The organism is Gryllotalpicola daejeonensis (genome assembly GCF_039538145.1).
In the GTDB taxonomy this organism is placed as follows: domain Bacteria; phylum Actinomycetota; class Actinomycetes; order Actinomycetales; family Microbacteriaceae; genus Gryllotalpicola; species Gryllotalpicola daejeonensis.
In genome coordinates, this window is record NZ_BAABBV010000001.1 from 1080253 (window position 1) to 1097389 (window position 17137).

The following is a 17137-nucleotide window of genomic DNA, read 5'->3' on the forward strand; positions in this document are numbered from 1 at the left end:
TATGACGAGCGAGCTCGCGGTCAAAGTCGACCGCGTTCGAGAAGTGCTGCTGGCACGGGACCTGTCCGCGGTGATCCTCACGTCGAAGGAGAGCCTGGCGTGGTTGCTCGGGGGCGCGCGCGTGACCGTACCGACGAACGGCGACCCCGTGCTCAGCGCTCGAGTCACTGAGCACGAGCTGACGCTCTACGTCTACGCCAATGAAGTCGACCGGCTGCGTGAGGAAGAGCTTTACCCGCTCGGCGAGCTCGACATCCGCTCTCACCCGTGGCATGAGCCGCTGCCGGGGGTCGCTCCCATGGAAGGCGCCGCGCCCGAGGCATCCATCGCCGCCGAACTGCGCGCGGCGCGCGCCGGCCTCCTGCCCGTCGAGCTCGAGCGCTACCGGACGCTCGGCCACGACGTCGCCGCCGCGGTCACCGCGGTCGCGAGCGAGCTGCGGCCCACCGACTCCGAGCGGCACGCTGCGGCCGCCCTGGCCCACGCGATCGTCGAGACCGGCGCCGAGCCGATCGTGCTGCTGGCCGCGGGGCGCGAGCGGCTGCAGCTCCGGCATCCGCTACCCACGAACGGCCACCTCGGCAGCCGCGCCATGCTCGTCGTCGGCGCGCGCCGCAACGGCCTGATCGCGAACCTCACCCGCTTCGTCGGCGACGCCGCCGACGGCGACAGCGACGAGCGCCTGCTCGCCGTCGAAGCCGACGCCTTCGCAGCGACGCGCGTCGGTCGCAAACTCTCGAAGGTGCTGGCCGACATCGCCGCGTCCTACCCGGCTCACGGCTTCGACGACGACGAATGGCTGCGCCACCACCAGGGCGGCCCGACGGGCTACGCCGGCCGCGACCCACGCGCGACTCCGGCAGCGAGCGATCGCGTCGTCGACGGGCAGGCCTTCGCGTGGAATCCGAGTGCCCCCGGCACGAAGGTCGAAGACACCGTACTGGTCGCGGCCGGCGAGATCGAGGTGCTCACGGTCGACCCGGCCTGGCCGACCGCAGACGTCGGCGGCATCCGTCGCCCGATCGCCCGCGCCTACTCATAGCCATCAGAATGGCGGCATGCAGCTTCGCGATTTCACCGCCCCCGACACCCAGGCGGCCCGAGCCGCGCTCGAACTCGGCACCGCCTACCACTCCCCTGCGCTGCTGAACCATGTGCTGCGTTCGTGGCTGTGGGCCGAGGCGTTCGCCGCGGCCGAAGGCCGCACGGACCTCGACCACGAGCTGCTCTATGTCGCCGCCGTGCTGCACGACCTCGGCATCGTGCCTGCCTTCGACAACGTCGCGCTGTCGTACGAAGAGGCAGGCGGCCACGTCGCGGGCGCACTCACCGCGGGCGCCGGCTGGGCCGCCGAACGGCGGCAGCGTGTACTCGACGTGATCATTCGCCACAACTGGCCGTCGGTGGATCCCACGTTCGACCTCGAGGGCTACCTGCTCGAGACGGCGACCTCGCTCGACATTTCCGGAGCACGAGCGGATGCCTTGCCCGCGGCATTCGTGGACGAGGTGCTCGCCGCCCACCCGCGCCTGACGCTCGCCGCCGAGTTCACCGCCTGCGTCACGGACCAGGCCGAGCGGAAGCCGAACACGCAGGCCCGGCGCATCGTCGACGGCGGAGTCGCCGCGAAGCTCGCGAACCACCCGCTCGAGCGCTGACACCGAAGGCGCTGACGCGAGCTAGGGAAGCGGCGTGATGCCTTCCCAGACCGGGTGCCAGCCTGGGCCGAAACCGGGGCGTGACCCCGAGCCGTCGTGCCCCGCAGCCATGAGGCCCGTGGCCAGCAGCAGGCCGCCGTTCCCCGGCAGGTAGATCGGCAACGAGGCATCCTGTCGGTTGTGCCCGTTGACCAGATAAGTGTTCTTGGGCACGTCGAGCATCAGCGCGTCGACCGCCAGCTCGGGCTCGCCGAGGCGCGTCGCGGTCATCGCCGCCATCGGGAAGTCCCAGCCCCAGGCGGTCGGCCAGTCCCAGTCGGCCAGTGCGTCACGCAGTGTGCGGCGCATGGTCTCGCGATCGACGAGCGGCGTCTCGGGCACGATGCCGAGAGCGCCGAGCATGCTCGGGTGGTCGGTGCGCACCAGGTGCGGCGGCGTACCGAGGGCGGCATAGGTCCCCGTGTCGAGCACGGGCAGCGGCGTCATTCCGCGCGCGACCTCGCGCCAGCGGGGCGGCGCTGCCCGGCCGAGCCGCTCGAGCCATTTCGCCGCAACCTCGAGCGCCCATGCCCAATACGCGAGCTCGAAGGTCGGATTCTTCGCCGCGGCGCGCGTGGCCTCATACGACTCCTGCGCGGGAATGATCGGCGGGCCGAGCTCGAGGCCGTCGGTGCCGGGCGCCGGGAACGCCGCCATGAACTCGGCGGTCGCGACAACGACTTCCGCCCAGCGCTCGAGCGTCTCGCGAGTGGGCCGCGCGCGGTACAGCAGCTCGGCGAGGTGAATCGGGTGCGGCTGCTGCCACACGAGAAACGGGCCGATGGGGCTCGGCGCCTCGATGCCGTCCGGCCCGATCTGCTTCGGCCAGCGGGCGCCGGGCAGCCCCTGCCCCCGGGCGGTCTCGCGCGCGCGGCCGAGCACCGTCGGGTACCACGCGAGCGAGCGCTCGAGCAGCTCTGGGCGCCCCCACTGCGGCAGCCACCCGTGATGCCACCAGTGCATCTCGAGGTGGAACTTGCCGCGCCACGAATTGAGCATCAGCCCCGTCTCGGCCGGCGGCAGCGAGCCCGCCGACAGCGCAGAGAGGTACTGCGACAGCACCACCCGTCGCTCGAGCTCGAGCGCTCGCGGGTCGTCGCTCGCGACGAGTTCGAGGGCGCCCCCCGTCGCCCAGAACTCGCCCCAGTGCCGCGCGCTCGCCTGGAACACCCGGTCGCCGGAAAGCGAGGCGCCCCGCGGGCCGGAAGCCGAGAACTCGATGACGACGTCAAGCCGCGCACCGCCCGCGCGCAGCACGAACTCGTGCGGCCGGACCCGCTCGAGCAGCGCCCCCGGTGCGCTGACCTCGACCGCGTAGTCGAGCTCATATACCCGCCGCCGGATCAGCCACACACCCGGCGCCGTCTGCTCGAGGCGGCTCGCATGGGTCTCCGGCCGCGTCCAGTCGGCCGCGTTCCCCCACGCCTCCGACCCCGCCGGGAACGCGAGCCTCAACCCGAACTCACCCGTGCCGTCGAGCGAGACTGCCAGCGCATCGCGGTCGGGGTGCACGGCGGTGCGCGTGCGGAAGCGGCGCCCGCCCAGCCGGAAGCTGCTCGAGATCGTCCCGGTTCCCAGCGTGAGCCGTTGCGCGACGTCGGACAGATCGGATGCCTGAACCGGCAGCTCCCCGCCCGGGGCGTCACCCACCCAGAGCCCGACGCGCCCGAGGTCGAGCCGATGCGGGTTGTTGCGCAGCCACTCCTCTTCGCGGCTCTGGCCGGCTGAGGCATCCGCCCCGAACGATCCCCCGAGATCTGCGTAGCGCGCCGGCCCATGCGGACTGTCGTACGTGTGCAACTGGGGCTCGAGCGGCACCCGGCCGGGCGAGGAATCCCAGCCCCAGTGGCTCATCGTGCCGAGCAGCGTGCCCGGCGCGTCGCCATATCGCGCGGCGACGGGGTAGGAATCGGGGAAGGTCTGCAGCCCGGTCACGTCGACCGTGACGCAGAACTCGCCGTTGCCGACCGACAGCGGCGAGTCGGAAACGAGCCGGTCGAGCAGCACGTCGTGCCGCCCGACCAGCTCGGTTCTGTTGATCACTGGGCGGATGCCAGATCCTGCGTCAGCTCGTCGACGAACTTCTGCGAGCCATCGGTGTCAGACGTCTTGTTGAACAGGATGTCGGACTCGGTGCGCTGCGCGAGCTGCGTCTCGTTCTCGGCTCCGGCGGGCTGGATCGGCGCCACGACGCCGGTCTTCAGCACGTCCTGGATGTACTTGGCGCCCTGGGCGCTGTTCGGGTCGAGCAGCGGCTCGACGACCTTGAGCACCTTGTCGTTGAACTGCAGGCCGCGGTCGGCGAGGATCACCTTCGCCGCGTCGGTGTCGTTCAGCATGTAGTTCACCAGCAGCGCGGCCTGTGCGGGGTGCTTCGACTGCGCCGAGATCGCCCAGAACTGCGACGGCAGCACCGAGACGCCCGAGTTCTTGGTGTCGGTCGGCGGCGAGACGAGCTCGACGTTCGCGCCGTTCAGACCCTGCGTGTACGCGCCGACCTGGTTCGAGTACGCGAAGGTGATGGCCGCCTTGCCCGTGCCGAACAGGGTGCGGTCAGGCGTGACGTTCCAGTTCTGCGCGATGACCGAGGGGTCGGGCAGCGCGCCGTCCTTCACCATGGTCTTCTCGAGGTCGTACCACTTCTTGATGGTCTTCGGCTTGGCCGCGACCTTGCCTTTGTCGTCGTACAGGCCGATGTTGTTCTCCTGCGCGACGAAGGTGCCGAGGATGTCCTGCACGCGCAGGTCGAGGCCCACGATGCCCTTGCTCTTCTCTGCATCGGAGATCTGCGAGGCGACCTTGTCGAGATCGTCCCAGCTGATGGTGCCGCTCGGAAGGTCGACGCCTGCGTCCGCGAAGATGTCCTTGTTGATCAGCATGCCGACCGCGTTACCGCCGGTCGGAAGAGCGTACTGCTTGCCCTTCACGGTGCCGTTCGCGAGCGAGAACTTGGGGTAGTCCTTCTCATAGGGCAGGTACTTCGACACGGTGCTCAGGTCGAGCAGAGCGCCCTGCGAGCCGTAGTCCTGCGGCTTCGAGCCGCCGAGGGCGAAGACGTCGGGGGCGGTGCCCGCGGCGAAGTCGGTCGCGAGACGGTTGAACTCGTCGTCGGGCGATCCGACGGGCTGAGCCGTGATCTTGATGTTCGGGTACTTCTGCTGGAACGAGTCGAACACCTTGGTCATGATCGCCGTGCGGGAGTCCGCGCCCCACCACGTGACGTTGAGGGTGACCTTCTCGTTCTTGTCGTACGTGACCTGGGAACCCGAGCTGCTGTCGCTCGTGGACGCGCCGTTGCCGGAGCACCCGGTGAGCGCGAGGGAAACTGCGACGATGGTCGCCGCTGCGGCACCTGCGATGGTGCGAGATTTACGCGTCATTGCGCCTCTCCTTGGTGACTGCGGCCGAGAAACCGCTTTCACGGACGGTAGCGGCAATCAAAATCGTTGTCAACGGATGCTTTTCAGGCCGCGGGGCCGGTGGATCCGCGCACCTCGAGCCGCGGCGCGAACATGAGGTCGAAGCTGCGGCTCTGGTCGGTGATGAACGAGTGCAGCCGCAACCACGCCTCCGCTCCGACCTCTTCGTGGGGCACCGACGCCGTCGTCAGCGGCGGGGCGAAGAAGCGCGCGAATCGAATGTCGTCGAAGCCGGTCACCGAGACATCCCCCGGCACGCTCAGGCCGAGATCGGCCAGCCCGTTGATGAGTCCGACGGCGACCAGATCGTTGAATGCGAGCGCGGCAGTGATGCCGGATGCCTGCACCGCACGGGCCACGGCGGGAGCCGCCGCCACCCCGTCCTCGAAAGTGGCGCCCGCACGGACGCGCTCGACGGTCACGCTCGGGTCCGCCACGCAGAACTCCTCGAGTCCCCGCACGCGGTAGGAGTTCGAGGCGCTCTCCTCCGGGCCCTCGACATACATGAGCCGCCGATGGCCGAGCTCGGTCAGGTGCCGCGCCAGGTTCTTGATGCCGACCTGGTAGTTGATCGACAGCGACGGCGCCGCGATGCGCGGCGACGAGCGGTTGATGAGCACGAGGGGCTGCAGCGTCGCGGCGAGTTCGACGAGCTCGGCCTCCGGCATACGCGGTGCGCACAGCACGACCGCGTCACAGCGGCTGCGGATCTCGCTCGCGAGCAGTGCCTCTTCGGACGAGGACTCTGCGGAGTCGGCGATGAGCGCCCGGTAGCCGTCGCGGGCGGCCGCCTTGCTGAACCCCGACAGGATCTCTTGGAAGCTCGGGTTCGCGAGATCGGGCACCAGGAATCCGACCGCCTTCGTGCGCCCCAGCGCCAGCGATCTGGCGAGATGACTGGGCGAATATGAGAGCTCGCGCGCCGAGGCGCGCACCCGGTCTGCGACGGCCGGCTCCCCCACGAAGCGGCCGTTCATCACGCGCGAGACGGTCGCCGGTGACACGCCCGCGTGCTTGGCCACTTCGGCAATCGTTGCCGAACCGGTGCGTTGACTCATGGTTTGACATTCGCACGACTCGTCATGACAATCAATCAGACACGAGAAACCGCTTTCACGACGCGGGGCCGTGCAAGGGACGAGGAGGTCTCATGAGCAGTCTCGGTGAGCTGCGCACCCTCGCGCGGAATGCGCGCCGCGGCGGGGCCAAAGACACCAGCCGCTTCCCCGACAACAAGGCCGGTTACGCCTTCATCGCACCGTGGCTCGTCGGCATCCTGGTCTTCACGATCGGGCCCATGCTGTACTCGCTGTACCTCGCCTTCACGAACTACAACCTGCTGCAGCCGCCCAGCTGGACCGGCACGGCGAACTTCGTGCAGATGTTCCACGACCCGCGCCTGTGGAACTCGCTCAAGGTCACGCTGATCTACGTCGGCGTGGGCGTTCCGCTGCAGCTCGCGCTCGCGCTCGGCCTCGCGATCCTGCTCGACCGCGGCATGCGGGGCCTCGGGTTCTACCGCTCGATCTTCTACCTGCCCAGCCTGCTCGGCGGCTCGGTCGCAGTGGCGATCCTGTGGGCGCAGGTGTTCGGCAAGAACGGCCTGCTCAACTCGTTCCTCGCGCTATTCGGAGTGCACAACGCGCCCGGCTGGGTATCGGACCCGAACTTCGCGCTGAGCACCCTGATCGTGCTGCACATCTGGACCTTCGGCTCGCCGATGGTGATCTTCCTCGCCGGCCTGCGACAGATCCCCGACATGTACTACGAGGCTGCGCAGATGGACGGTGCGGGTACCACCCGCCGGTTCTTCTCGATCACCTTCCCGCTGCTGACGCCGATCATCTTCTTCAACCTCGTGCTGCAGGTGATCTTCGCGTTCCAGTCATTCACGCAGGCCTACATCGTCTCGGGCGGAACGGGCGGCCCGTCCGACTCGACCATGTTCTTCACGCTGTACCTCTACCAGCAGGCCTTCACGCAACTGCACATGGGCTATGCCTCGGCGATGGCGTGGTTCCTGCTGGTCATCATCGGCGGCCTGACCGCCCTCAACTTCTGGCTCTCGCGATTCTGGGTGTTCTATGACGACTGAAAGACTCCACGTGACGACCCTGGCCATCGGCTCGGACGGGTGGCGGCGCGCCCACAGGAGACGCCGGGTCACGGTATCCGTTCTCAAGCACGCGGGCCTCATCGCGCTGTCGTTCGTGATGATCTACCCGCTGATCTGGCTGGTCGTGTCGTCGTTCAAGCCGAACGGCGAGATCTTCACCGACCTGAGCCTGTTCACGAGCACGCACACGCTCGAGAACTACGTGAAGGGCTGGAACTCGCAGGGTCTCGGCTTCCAGGTGTTCCTCGGCAACTCGTCGCTGCTCGTGCTCGGCGCGATCGTCGGCAACCTGATCTCGTGCTCGATGGCGGCTTACGCGTTCGCGCGCCTGAAGTTCCGGCTGCGCTCGCTCTACTTCGCGATCATGCTCTGCACGATCATGCTGCCGATCCACGTCGTGCTCGTGCCGCAGTTCATCATCTTCAAGAACCTCGGCTGGCTCGGCACCTTCCTGCCGCTGATCGTGCCGAAGTTCCTGGCCACCGACGCCTTCTTCGTGTTCCTGATGGTGCAGTTCATCCGCGCCCTGCCGACCGAGCTGTTCGAGGCGGCGCTCATCGACGGCGCGGGACAGGTGCGCACGTTCCTGCAGGTGACGATCCCGCTCATGGTGCCTGCCCTCGCGACCACCGCGATCTTCACGTTCATCTGGACCTGGAGCGACTTCTTCGGCCCGCTGATCTACCTGCGCACGACGCCGAAGTTCCCCGTGTCGGTCGCGCTGAAGGGGTTCGTCGACGCGCAGTCGACCTCCGACTACGGCGGCATGTTCGCGATGTCGGTCGTCTCACTGCTGCCCCTGTTCATCGTCTTCGCCATCGGTCAGCGCTGGCTCCTGCGGGGTATCGCGACCACAGGCATCAAGTAAGCCAGCCAAGTAAGGACTGTCATGACCCGCTATCTCCTGGTCGGCACCGGCTCACGTGCCCAGATGTACCTCGACGCGATCGCCGGCCCGCACTCCGATGTCGCCGAGCTCGTCGCCTGGGCAGACACGAACCCGGGGCGGCTCGACCACTACGAGGCGCGGCTCACGGCGGCGGGCGCGGCGAAGCCCGCGCGGGTCGAGGCATCCCCCGAGGCTGTTGCCGCCGCCGTGCGCGCTCATGCGATCGATCGCGTGATCGTGACGTCGCCCGATTTCACGCACGCGCGCTACGTCGCGGACGCACTGGATGCCGGCGCCGACGCGATCACCGAGAAGCCGCTCACGACGAGCGAGGCCGGCGTGCGCGAGATCGCTGACGCGACAGACCGCACGGGGCGCGAGGTGACGATCACCTTCAACTACCGGTATTCGCCGCGCAACACGGCGCTCAAAGAGGTCATCGCCTCTGGCGAGATCGGCGACGTGACCTCGGTGCACTTCGAGTGGGTGCTCGACACAGCCCACGGCGCCGACTACTTCCGCCGCTGGCACCGCAACAAGGAGAACTCGGGCGGCCTGCTGATCCACAAGGCGAGTCACCACTTCGACCTGGTCAACTGGTGGCTTGCGGATGCCCCGACCAGAGTGTTCGCGAGCGGGGGCCTGCGCTTCTACGGCGCCGAGAACGCAGCGCGTCGCGGACTGGGTGAGCGCCCGGAACGCGGCTCGATCGACTCGCCCCTGCGCGACGCCTTCAGCCTCGACCTGCGCGCCGACCCGAACTTGAAGGCGCTGTACTTCGACCAAGAGGGCTACGACGGCTACCTGCGCGATCGCGACGTGTTCGACCCGGGCATCACGATCGAGGACAACCTGTCACTCGTCGTCGACTATGCGCGGGGCGCGTCGATGTCGTACTCGCTGAACGCGCACTCGCCGTGGGAGGGCTACAACGTGGCCGTCAACGGCACGAAGGGCCGCGCCGAGCTCACGGTCGTCGAGCGCGGCGCCGTGATCTCTGACGAGTCCGGCACCGGCGTCGTCGACCCGAGCGCGCACCCCGAGGCGGTCGTGCACGAGGGAACGCGCCCCGTCGGCGAGCGCCTCGTCGTGCAGAAGCACTTCGAGCTCGCGCACGAGATCGAGATCCCCGAGGGCGAGGGCGGCCACGGCGGCGGCGACGCGCGCCTGCTGCGCGACGTGTTCATCGGGACGGACAGTGACCCGCTGGGCCACCGGGCGACCTGGCGCGACGGGGTGCGCGCCGTGTCTGTCGGGCTCGCGGGAAACCGCTCGCTCGTGACCGGCAATGCCGTCCGCGTTGAGGAGCTTGGGCTGTGAGCCGCTACCTCGTCACCGGCGGCGCGGGCCGCCTCGGCCGCAGCGTCGTCACGGTGCTCGCGGAAGCGGGTCACGAGGTCGTCTCGCTCGACCGCGCCGAGGTCGACGGTCTGCCGGCGACCCAGCTCGTGCGGGAACTCTCGGATGCGGCATCCCTCGTCGACATCCTGCGCGACCATCGGCCCGACGCGATCGTGCATCTCGCCGCGATCGCGGTGCCGTTCAGCGCGCCGGACGACGTGATCTTCCGCACCAACACCTCGCTCGCCTTCGCGGTGCTCGACGCGGCGAAGCAAGCGGGCGTCGGCACGGTGCTGATCGCGAGCAGCCCGACCGTGATCGGCTACAACGCCCCGACCGGGTGGACGCCGAGCGCGCTGCCGATCGACGAGACGCACCCGGTGGCTCCGTGGAACGCGTATGCGCTCGCGAAGGTCGCGATCGAGGGGCTCGTGGCGGCCGAGGTGCGGGCGGGTACTCCCCTGCGGCTCGGGCTCTTCCGCCCGTGCTACGTCATCGCCCCCGAGGAGTGGGCCGGCGCGCCGACGCAGCAGAGCCACACGATCGCGGAGCGGCTGAACGACCCGGCGCTGTCGGCGGTGGCGCTGTTCAACTACGTCGATGCACGGGATGCCGGCGAGTTCGTGCTCGCCTGGCTGACGCAGCCGGACGCCGCGCCCAACGGGTCGGTGTTCTTCGTGGGTGCAGCCGACTCGCTGGTGCGCGAGCCGGTACCCGAGGCGCTGGCGCGGCTGGTGCCGCAGTCGGCGCCGCTCGCCGCCTCGCTCGGTGCGACCGACCCCGTGTTCTCGTCTCGCCGCGCCGAGCAGCTGCTGGGGTGGAAGGCCAAGCGCACCTGGAGAACGGAGACCAGAGAATGAGCACGTTCGAGTTCGGCGACGGGGTGCTGTTCTTCCCCGTGACGCCCTTCGATGCATCCGATCGCGTCGATCGCGAGTTGGCCGTCGAGCACGTGAAGCGCGGCGTGGACGCCGGCGCTGCGGGCGTGTTCTCGGCGTGCGGCACGGGTGAGTTCCACGCGCTGTCGGCCGACGAGTCGGCGGTGGTCGTGGGTGCGGCCGTCGAGGCCGCGGCCGGTCGCGTGCCCGTGCTTGCGGGCGCGGGCGGGCCGCTCGGCCACGCGCGACAGGTCGCCCGCGGGGCGGCGGAGGCCGGCGCCGCGGGACTGCTCGTCATGCCGCCGTACCTGGTGCAAGGACCTCAAGCGGGGATCGTCGACTATGTGCGGGCCATCGCGGAAAGCTCCGACCTGCCCGTCATCGTGTATCACCGCGCCAATGCACAGCTCACCGAGGCGACGGTCGAGCGGCTGCTCGAGCTCGACCACGTGGCGGGCTTCAAAGACGGCGTCGGCGACGTCGCGCTCATGCAGCGCTTCGTGCTGGCGGCCGCGCGCGCCAAGGAGAAGACGGGCCGCGAACTGCAGTTCTTCAACGGTCTGCTGACGGCCGAGCTCGGTCAGACCGCGTACCGCTCGATCGGCGTGCCCCGGTATTCGTCGGCGCTGTTCGCCATGGCGCCGGAAATCGCGACCGCGTTCTACGAGGCCTATCGCGACCGCGACGACGAGCGCCAGAACCTGCTGCTCGACCGCTTCTACGTGCCGCTCGTGCGGCTGCGCGACGAGACACCGGGCTTCGCGGTCTCGCTCGTGAAGGCGGGCGTGCGGCTCGGCGGCCTGCCCGTCGGGTCGGTGCGAGCGCCGCTCACCGACCCGACGCCGGAGCAGACCGAGCGGCTCGCCGCACTGCTCGAGGTGGGACGCAGCCTGCTGTGACCTCGTCTGTCATTGCGTCGCTCTCGACTCGGCTGATCCGCATTCCGCTGACCCGGCCGTGGGGGCCCGACGTTCCCGGCGTGTCGGTGATCCAGGTCGCGGTCACGGATTCCGCGGGTCTCACCGGGTATGGGTTCTCGTGGACGCCCTCGATCGGCGCGACCGCGGTCAAGGCGCTGCTCGACGCGGACATCACGGCGTTCGCGGTCGGGCGCGTGGCCGACACGTCGTGGTGGGCGGATGCCTGGCGACACCTTCACGAAGCGGGCGGCGGCGGCATCACGACGATCGCCCTCGCCGGGGTCGACCTCGCGCTGTGGGATCTCGCGGCCCGGCGCGCCGGGGTTGGCCTGCCAGAGCTGCTCGGCCGCCGGCACGAGTCGCTCGAGACCTACGGCAGCGGCGTCAACCTGCACTACCCGCCCGCTGAGCTGGTCGCGCAGGCTCAGCGCTGGGTCGACGCGGGCTTCCGGGCCGTCAAGGTCAAGGTCGGCAAGCCCGAGCTCTCCGAGGACGTCGACCGGCTGCAGGCGGTGCGTTCCGTGGTGGGGCCGGATGTCTCGCTGATGGTCGATGCGAACCAGAGGTGGGATCTTCCTCGAGCGATCGCGGCCGTGGCCGCCTTCGAACCGCTCGACATCGCGTGGCTCGAGGAACCCCTGCGTGCCGACGACCTGCGCGGGCACGTCGAGCTGAAGCGCGAGACGGGAGTGCGCATCGCCGTCGGAGAGAACGTGCATACGGAATACCGCTTCGCCGAATGGATCGACGCGGGTGCGGCTGACGTGCTGCAGCCGAACGTGATCCGCGTCGGCGGCATCACCCCGGCGCTGCGCATCGCGTCGCTCGTGCAGGACGCCGGCAAGGAGCTCGCCTTCCACCTGCTGCCCGAGCTGTCGGCGCAGCTGGCGTTCGCAGTTCCTGGGGTGACGCGCGTCGAGGTCGTCGAATCCGCGGGCTTCGCCGAGCTCGGCGCCCTCGCCGCCCCGACCGGCCTCGAGTTCCGCGACGGCCGTGTCGCGGGCGGGCCGGCGCTCGGCCTCGGCATGATGTTCGGGTGACCACTCGCCTCGTCATCACCGGAGTCGGCGGCTTCGGCCGCACGCACCTTGAGAATGCCCGGCGGCTCGAGGCCGAGGGCCGCGTCGAGATCGTCGCCACCGTCGACCCCGCCGTTCCCGAGGCGTACGGCTCGCTGGGTGAGGCACTCGCGAAGCATCCGGCCGACATCGTCATCGTCGCCACTCCCCCGCACACGCATTTTGCGCTGGCCGAGCAGTCGCTGCGCGCCGGTGCAGATGTGCTGCTCGAGAAGCCCCCGCTGCCGTCGCTCGGCGAGTTCGAGCGGCTGCTCGCCCTCGAGCAGCAGACGGGGCATGTCGTGCAGGTCGGGTTCCAGAGCCTCGGCTCGCACGCGATCGAAGTGCTGCAGCACGATGTCGCGGCGGTCAGCGCGACCGGGCTGTGGAGCAGAACGAACTCGTACTGGACCCGGTCGCGCTGGGCCGGGAAGCGCACCCTCGATGGCCGGCCCGTGGTCGACGGCGTCGCGACCAATGCGCTGGCGCACGCGGTGGCGACCGCGCTGCGCATCGCCGGGTACGATCGACCCGGCTTCGACGCCGCCGCGATGACCGTCGAAGTCGATGCATATCGCGTCAACGACATCGAAACGGACGACACGACGTCGCTGCGCGTCACAGGGCCGGGGATGCCTACCGTGACGTGCGCGCTGAGCCTCTGCGCCCCACCCGAGCTCGTCGAACGCACAGACCACGCGGCCGTCGTGCAGGTTACCTCGCCGCAGGCATCCGCCCAGTTCTCCTACACGACCGACGTCGTGACGCGCGGCGACACGCACGAGCGGTTCGGGCGCACCGACCTGCTCGAGAACCTGCTCGACCACCGCGACTCCGGCGCCGAGCTGATCGTTCCTCTGCACTCCACCGCGGCGTTCCAGCACGTGCTCGAAGCGCTGCGCGTCGCCCCGCCGCCCGCCGCGATCCCGGCGAGGCACGTCACCTGGCACGGCGAGGCCGGCGACAGGCATCCGATCATCGCCGACATCGAGCGCCTCGCGCACGATGCGGCAGTAAGCGGCCGCCTCTTCCGCGAGCTGCCCGCGTTCACTTGATGCCGGTCGTCGCGATGCCGCGGATGAGGAAGCGCTGGCCCACGACGAACCCGATGAACACCGGTATCAGCGACACGACCGACATCGCGAACAACTGACCCCAGTTGCCGCCCGTCTGGTTGTCGATGAACTGACCGAGCGCGACCTGAACCGTGAACAGCTTCGGCTGGGTCAGATAGACGATGGGCGCGAAGAACTCGTTCCACATCCAGATGAAGGTGAAGATCGTCGTCGTCGCGAGCGCCGGCGTCATCAGCGGCACGATGACCCGCAGGAAGATGCGCGGGTGGCCGCAGCCGTCGATTCGCGCGGCTTCGTCGAGCTCGCGGGGGATGCCGCGGATGAACTGCACCATCAGGAAGATGAAGAACGAGTCGGTGCCCAGGATCTTCGGCAGGATCAGCGGCCAGAACGTGTTCAGCAGGTGCGCGTACGAGAACATGATGTACTGCGGCACGAGGGTCACCTGGAACGGCAGCATGATCGTCAGCAGCATGATCGTGAAGGCGACCCGCTTGAACTTGAACTCGAGCCGCGCGAAGGCATAGGCCGCCAGCGAGCAGGCGAACAGGTTGCCGATGATCGCGCCGACGACGATCACGATCGAGTTGATCAGATAGACCCCGAACGGCGAGGTCAGCGCCTGCCATCCGGCCGTGTAGTTGTTCCAGTCGAAGTGATCGGGGACCACGCTCGGGTTGACGAAGATCTCGGAGTTCGGCCGCAGCGAGCTGACCACGAGCCACAGCAGCGGGTAGAGCATCAGCACCACCGCGGCCGCCATGAGCACGTGCTTGAGCACGCTGAGGTACGGCTTAGTTGTCATAGAACACCCAGTACTTCGACGTGAGGAACGTGATGCCGGTGAGCGCTGCGATGATCAAGAACAGCAGCCACGCCATCGACGACGCGTAGCCCATGTTGAACTGGGCGAAGCCCTGCTGATACAGGTACAGCGAATAGAACATGGTCGAGTCCGACGGCCCACCGGTGCCGCCCGAGACGATGAACGCCTGAGTGAACGACTGGAATGCGCCGATCAGCTGCAACAGGATGTTGAAGAAGATGATCGGGCTGAGCAACGGCAGCGTGATGTGGAAGAAGCGCGTCGAGCGCCCGGCGCCGTCGATCGACGCGGCCTCGTAGTACATCGACGGGATCTGCCTGAGGCCCGCGAGGAAGATGATCATCGGCGCGCCGAAAGTCCAGACGTTCAGCAGGATGATGGTGCCGAGCGCGAAGCGCGGATCAGAGATCCAGCCCGGCAGGTCGTGGAAGCCGACCTTGCCGAGCAGCTGGTTGACCAGGCCGCTCTGCCCGAACACCTGCCGCCACAGGATCGCGACGGCGACCGAGCTGCCGAGCAGAGACGGCAGGTAGAACACCGAGCGGTAGAACGGCAGCGCACGCATCCCCCTGTCCAGCACGAGCGCCGCGGCGAGCGCGATGACCAGCTGGATCGGCACCGAGATGAACACGTACTCGAAGGTGACCCGCAGCGAGTTGAGCAGGCGCGGATCGTGCAGCATGCGCAGGTAATTCGCTCCGCCGATGAAGTGCGGAGCCTGAATGAGGTTGTAGTTCGTGAAGGACAGAACGAGGGATGCCACCATCGGGCCGGCTGTGATGAGAAGAAGCCCGAGCAACCACGGCAGCAGGAACCAGAACGCCGCCTTGTTCTCGCGTTTGCCGACGGGCGCGGCCTTCTGTGACCGACGCAGCTCGTCGAATACGCTCACGCGCGCCCCCTGGTAATCGTCCTCGAATACGCGGCACCCGCCACGCTATCGACGCCGCCTCGCCACCGTCAACAACGTTGTAATCCGTTCGAATGGACGGTAGACCTATTGCGAGAAAGCGGTTGCTCGCAATGGCAAGGGGGCCATATGACACACCAGCTCACGCGTCGCCAGTTCGGCGCGATCACCACGGGACTCGGCGCGACGCTGCTGCTCGCGGCGTGCGGCACGTCGGCGACGCCGACCAGCGCACAGAAGGCGTCGGCAGGCGACAAGTTCAAGAAGGCGTCGCTGACCTTCGCGTTCTGGGGCAACCCGGTGCGCAACGCCTACACCGACCAGATCATCAAGAACTACGAGAAGGCGCACCCGACGATCACCGTCGCGCAGCAACCCGGTGAGTGGGCGACGTACTGGACGAAGCTGTCGACACAGGTCGCCGGCGGCACGGCGCCCGACATCATCCAGATGGACCAGGCCTACATCGCCGAGTACGGCGGTCGCGGTGCTCTCGCCGACCTGTCGACGATCGAGTCGATCGACACGAAGCCGCTCAAGTCGACTCTCGACGAGGGGCGGCTGAACGGAAAGCTCTACGGCATCCCGACCGGGAACAACGCCTACGCGGTGTGCGTCAACAAGACGCTCTTCGAGAAGGCGGGCGTGGAGGTGCCCGACGACAAGACGTGGACGTGGGACGACTACCTCGACACGGCGCACAAGCTCACCCAGGGCTCGGGCGGCGCGTTCCGCGGCACGAACTGGTTCGGCGCCGACCAGGAGCTCAAGATCTGGCTCTATCAGCGCGGCGAGGATCTCTACACGAAGGACGGCAAGCTCGGGGCATCCGTCGACAACCTCACCGAGTTCTTCGCGTTCGTGCAGAAGCTCTTCACGTCGGGCGACGGGCCGACGAACGACGGCTACGCGACCGACATCGCCGCCGCGGTCGAGCAGACCCTGTTCGGCACGAACAAGGTCGCCATGTGCTGGATGTGGAGCAACCAGATCACCGCCTATCAGAAGGCGAACGGCGGCGACTGCGCGCTGCTGCGCCCGCCGAGCAAAGCCGGCTCGGCCGACAAGAACGGCGTCTACTACAAGGCGTCGATGTACTGGTCGATCTCGTCTCGGTCGAAGGCGCCCGCGCAGGCCGGCGGTCTCGTCAATGAGTTCCTCAACAGCACCTCGGCCGCCGCGCTGCAGCTCGCCGAGCGCGGTGTGCCGGCGAACCCCGACGTGCTCGCGGTGGTCAAGCCGAAGCTCTCGGCCACCGACCAGCTGGCCGTGGACTACATGGATGCGATCAAGGACGAGATCACGAACGTGCCGCCGGTGCCACCGAAGGGCACGAGCACGGTCGGCACCGTCGCGCAGCGCCACGAGCAGGACGTGATCTTCGGGCGCGCGACCCCGGTCGCGGCCGCGAAGGCGTTCAAGAGCGAGGTGGAGGGGCTGATCGCGTCGGCGTGACGTCAGCGTGCTGCGAGCTTGAGGCTCAGCTCGTCGAGCTGAGCCTCAAGCACGCCGTCGAGCTTCTCGTCACTCGTGAACGTGCCGTCCTCGGCGATGCGCTGCGCGACCCAGGAGATCTCGACGTTCGCCGCGGTGCCCTGCATCGCGAAGTTCGCGAGCACGACCTGCAGCGCGACGGTGGCGCGCGTTCCACCCGAGATTCCGCCGTAGCTCACGACGCCGACCGGCTTGCCGCGCCATTCCTGCACGAGGTAGTCGAGGGCGTTCTTGAGCGCGCCGGGGATGCTGTGGTTGTACTCGGCCGTCACGATGATGAATCCGTCTGCGTCATCGACGATCTGGCTCCACCGCTTCGTGTGCTCGTGCTGGTACTCGCGCAGACGCGGGTGATGCGGTTCGTCCATGACGGGCAGCGCCAGCTCGCGCAGATCGGCGACCTTCACCTCGAAGTCGCCGCGCCGCCTGGCATGCTCGATGACCCAGTCGGCGACCGCTCCGCCGACGCGGGTCGGGCGAACGCTGCCGACGATGACGAGAAGCGTGCTCATG

The 17137-nt window shown here is 68.5% G+C and carries 16 protein-coding genes; 10 read left to right on the forward strand and 6 right to left on the reverse strand.

Annotation, left to right across the window (positions count from 1 at the left end):
- The first annotated feature begins 1 nt into the window (after position 1).
- On the forward strand, positions 2-1042 hold the full coding sequence (locus ABD736_RS05380; RefSeq protein WP_344790713.1) for a M24 family metallopeptidase: 1041 nt from the start codon (positions 2-4) through the stop codon (positions 1040-1042).
- A 16-nt stretch (positions 1043-1058) separates the two neighbouring features.
- Entirely contained in the window at positions 1059-1658 is a 600-nt protein-coding gene (locus tag ABD736_RS05385) for an HD domain-containing protein (RefSeq protein WP_344790714.1), read from the forward strand.
- A gap of 21 nt (positions 1659-1679) precedes the next feature.
- On the opposite strand, the gene ABD736_RS05390 is transcribed toward ABD736_RS05385, so the two are convergent.
- From ABD736_RS05390 to ABD736_RS05400, 3 genes are all read right to left on the reverse strand, one after another.
- Positions 1680-3740, reverse strand: coding sequence for a hypothetical protein (locus ABD736_RS05390; RefSeq protein WP_344790715.1), 2061 nt, complete (start codon positions 3738-3740; stop codon positions 1680-1682).
- Positions 3737-5077 (reverse strand): extracellular solute-binding protein, encoded by a 1341-nt coding sequence (locus ABD736_RS05395; RefSeq protein ID WP_344790716.1) that lies wholly within the window; start codon positions 5075-5077, stop codon positions 3737-3739. The genes ABD736_RS05390 and ABD736_RS05395 overlap by 4 nt, the downstream gene beginning before the upstream one ends.
- Positions 5078-5160: 83 nt before the next feature.
- Positions 5161-6138 carry a LacI family DNA-binding transcriptional regulator gene (locus ABD736_RS05400; RefSeq protein ID WP_344790717.1) on the reverse strand — a complete coding sequence of 326 codons (978 nt, stop codon included), beginning with the start codon at positions 6136-6138 and terminating at the stop codon, positions 5161-5163.
- Between the two features lie 128 nt (positions 6139-6266).
- Here ABD736_RS05400 and ABD736_RS05405 point away from each other — a divergent pair, with 128 nt between their 5' ends.
- Genes ABD736_RS05405 through ABD736_RS05435 form a run of 7 tightly spaced genes read left to right on the forward strand, consistent with a single transcriptional unit; the run spans position 6267 to position 13373 of the window.
- Positions 6267-7211 carry a carbohydrate ABC transporter permease gene (locus ABD736_RS05405; RefSeq protein ID WP_344790718.1) on the forward strand — a complete coding sequence of 315 codons (945 nt, stop codon included), beginning with the start codon at positions 6267-6269 and terminating at the stop codon, positions 7209-7211.
- Positions 7201-8100 (forward strand): carbohydrate ABC transporter permease, encoded by a 900-nt coding sequence (locus ABD736_RS05410; RefSeq protein WP_425554991.1) that lies wholly within the window; start codon positions 7201-7203, stop codon positions 8098-8100. The genes ABD736_RS05405 and ABD736_RS05410 overlap by 11 nt, the downstream gene beginning before the upstream one ends.
- A gap of 21 nt (positions 8101-8121) precedes the next feature.
- The gene (locus ABD736_RS05415; protein ID WP_344790719.1) at positions 8122-9441 is read left to right on the forward strand and encodes a Gfo/Idh/MocA family protein; all 1320 of its coding nucleotides are present in this window, start codon (positions 8122-8124) and stop codon (positions 9439-9441) included.
- Positions 9438-10322 carry an NAD-dependent epimerase/dehydratase family protein gene (locus ABD736_RS05420; RefSeq protein WP_344790720.1) on the forward strand — a complete coding sequence of 295 codons (885 nt, stop codon included), beginning with the start codon at positions 9438-9440 and terminating at the stop codon, positions 10320-10322. The genes ABD736_RS05415 and ABD736_RS05420 overlap by 4 nt, the downstream gene beginning before the upstream one ends.
- Complete coding sequence (locus ABD736_RS05425) at positions 10319-11239, forward strand: 5-dehydro-4-deoxyglucarate dehydratase (RefSeq protein ID WP_344790721.1); 921 nt, start codon at positions 10319-10321, stop codon at positions 11237-11239. The genes ABD736_RS05420 and ABD736_RS05425 overlap by 4 nt, the downstream gene beginning before the upstream one ends.
- Positions 11236-12300 carry a mandelate racemase/muconate lactonizing enzyme family protein gene (locus ABD736_RS05430; RefSeq protein ID WP_344790722.1) on the forward strand — a complete coding sequence of 355 codons (1065 nt, stop codon included), beginning with the start codon at positions 11236-11238 and terminating at the stop codon, positions 12298-12300. Before ABD736_RS05425 ends, ABD736_RS05430 begins: the two co-directional genes overlap by 4 nt.
- A complete protein-coding gene (locus ABD736_RS05435) occupies positions 12297-13373 on the forward strand; it encodes a Gfo/Idh/MocA family protein (RefSeq protein WP_344790723.1) in 1077 nt (358 codons plus the stop codon). The genes ABD736_RS05430 and ABD736_RS05435 overlap by 4 nt, the downstream gene beginning before the upstream one ends.
- Here ABD736_RS05435 and ABD736_RS05440 read toward each other — a convergent pair.
- Positions 13366-14199, reverse strand: coding sequence for a carbohydrate ABC transporter permease (locus ABD736_RS05440; RefSeq protein ID WP_344790724.1), 834 nt, complete (start codon positions 14197-14199; stop codon positions 13366-13368). The two genes, ABD736_RS05435 and ABD736_RS05440, sit on opposite strands and share 8 nt — an antisense overlap.
- Positions 14189-15112, reverse strand: a complete 924-nt coding sequence (locus ABD736_RS05445; RefSeq protein ID WP_344790725.1) for a carbohydrate ABC transporter permease — start codon at positions 15110-15112, stop codon at positions 14189-14191. Before ABD736_RS05445 ends, ABD736_RS05440 begins: the two co-directional genes overlap by 11 nt.
- 147 nt (positions 15113-15259) lie before the next feature.
- Between ABD736_RS05445 and ABD736_RS05450 the strand changes: the two genes are divergently transcribed.
- On the forward strand, positions 15260-16585 hold the full coding sequence (locus ABD736_RS05450; RefSeq protein WP_344790726.1) for an ABC transporter substrate-binding protein: 1326 nt from the start codon (positions 15260-15262) through the stop codon (positions 16583-16585).
- A gap of 2 nt (positions 16586-16587) precedes the next feature.
- Here the strand turns inward: ABD736_RS05450 and ABD736_RS05455 are convergent, their stop codons facing one another.
- A complete protein-coding gene (locus ABD736_RS05455) occupies positions 16588-17136 on the reverse strand; it encodes an NADPH-dependent FMN reductase (protein WP_344790727.1) in 549 nt (182 codons plus the stop codon).
- Between the last annotated feature and the right edge of the window lies 1 nt (position 17137).

Coding starts and splice junctions, on each gene's coding strand:
- ABD736_RS05415 (WP_344790719.1), top strand. CDS start 8,122: ATGACCCGCTATCTCCTGGTCGGCACCGGCTCACGTGCCCAGATGTAC.
- ABD736_RS05405 (WP_344790718.1), top strand. CDS start 6,267: ATGAGCAGTCTCGGTGAGCTGCGCACCCTCGCGCGGAATGCGCGCCGC.
- ABD736_RS05450 (WP_344790726.1), top strand. CDS start 15,260: ATGACACACCAGCTCACGCGTCGCCAGTTCGGCGCGATCACCACGGGA.
- ABD736_RS05455 (WP_344790727.1), bottom strand. CDS start 17,136: ATGAGCACGCTTCTCGTCATCGTCGGCAGCGTTCGCCCGACCCGCGTC.
- ABD736_RS05385 (WP_344790714.1), top strand. CDS start 1,059: ATGCAGCTTCGCGATTTCACCGCCCCCGACACCCAGGCGGCCCGAGCC.
- ABD736_RS05395 (WP_344790716.1), bottom strand. CDS start 5,077: ATGACGCGTAAATCTCGCACCATCGCAGGTGCCGCAGCGGCGACCATC.
- ABD736_RS05440 (WP_344790724.1), bottom strand. CDS start 14,199: ATGACAACTAAGCCGTACCTCAGCGTGCTCAAGCACGTGCTCATGGCG.
- ABD736_RS05380 (WP_344790713.1), top strand. CDS start 2: ATGACGAGCGAGCTCGCGGTCAAAGTCGACCGCGTTCGAGAAGTGCTG.
- ABD736_RS05425 (WP_344790721.1), top strand. CDS start 10,319: ATGAGCACGTTCGAGTTCGGCGACGGGGTGCTGTTCTTCCCCGTGACG.
- ABD736_RS05410 (WP_425554991.1), top strand. CDS start 7,201: ATGACGACTGAAAGACTCCACGTGACGACCCTGGCCATCGGCTCGGAC.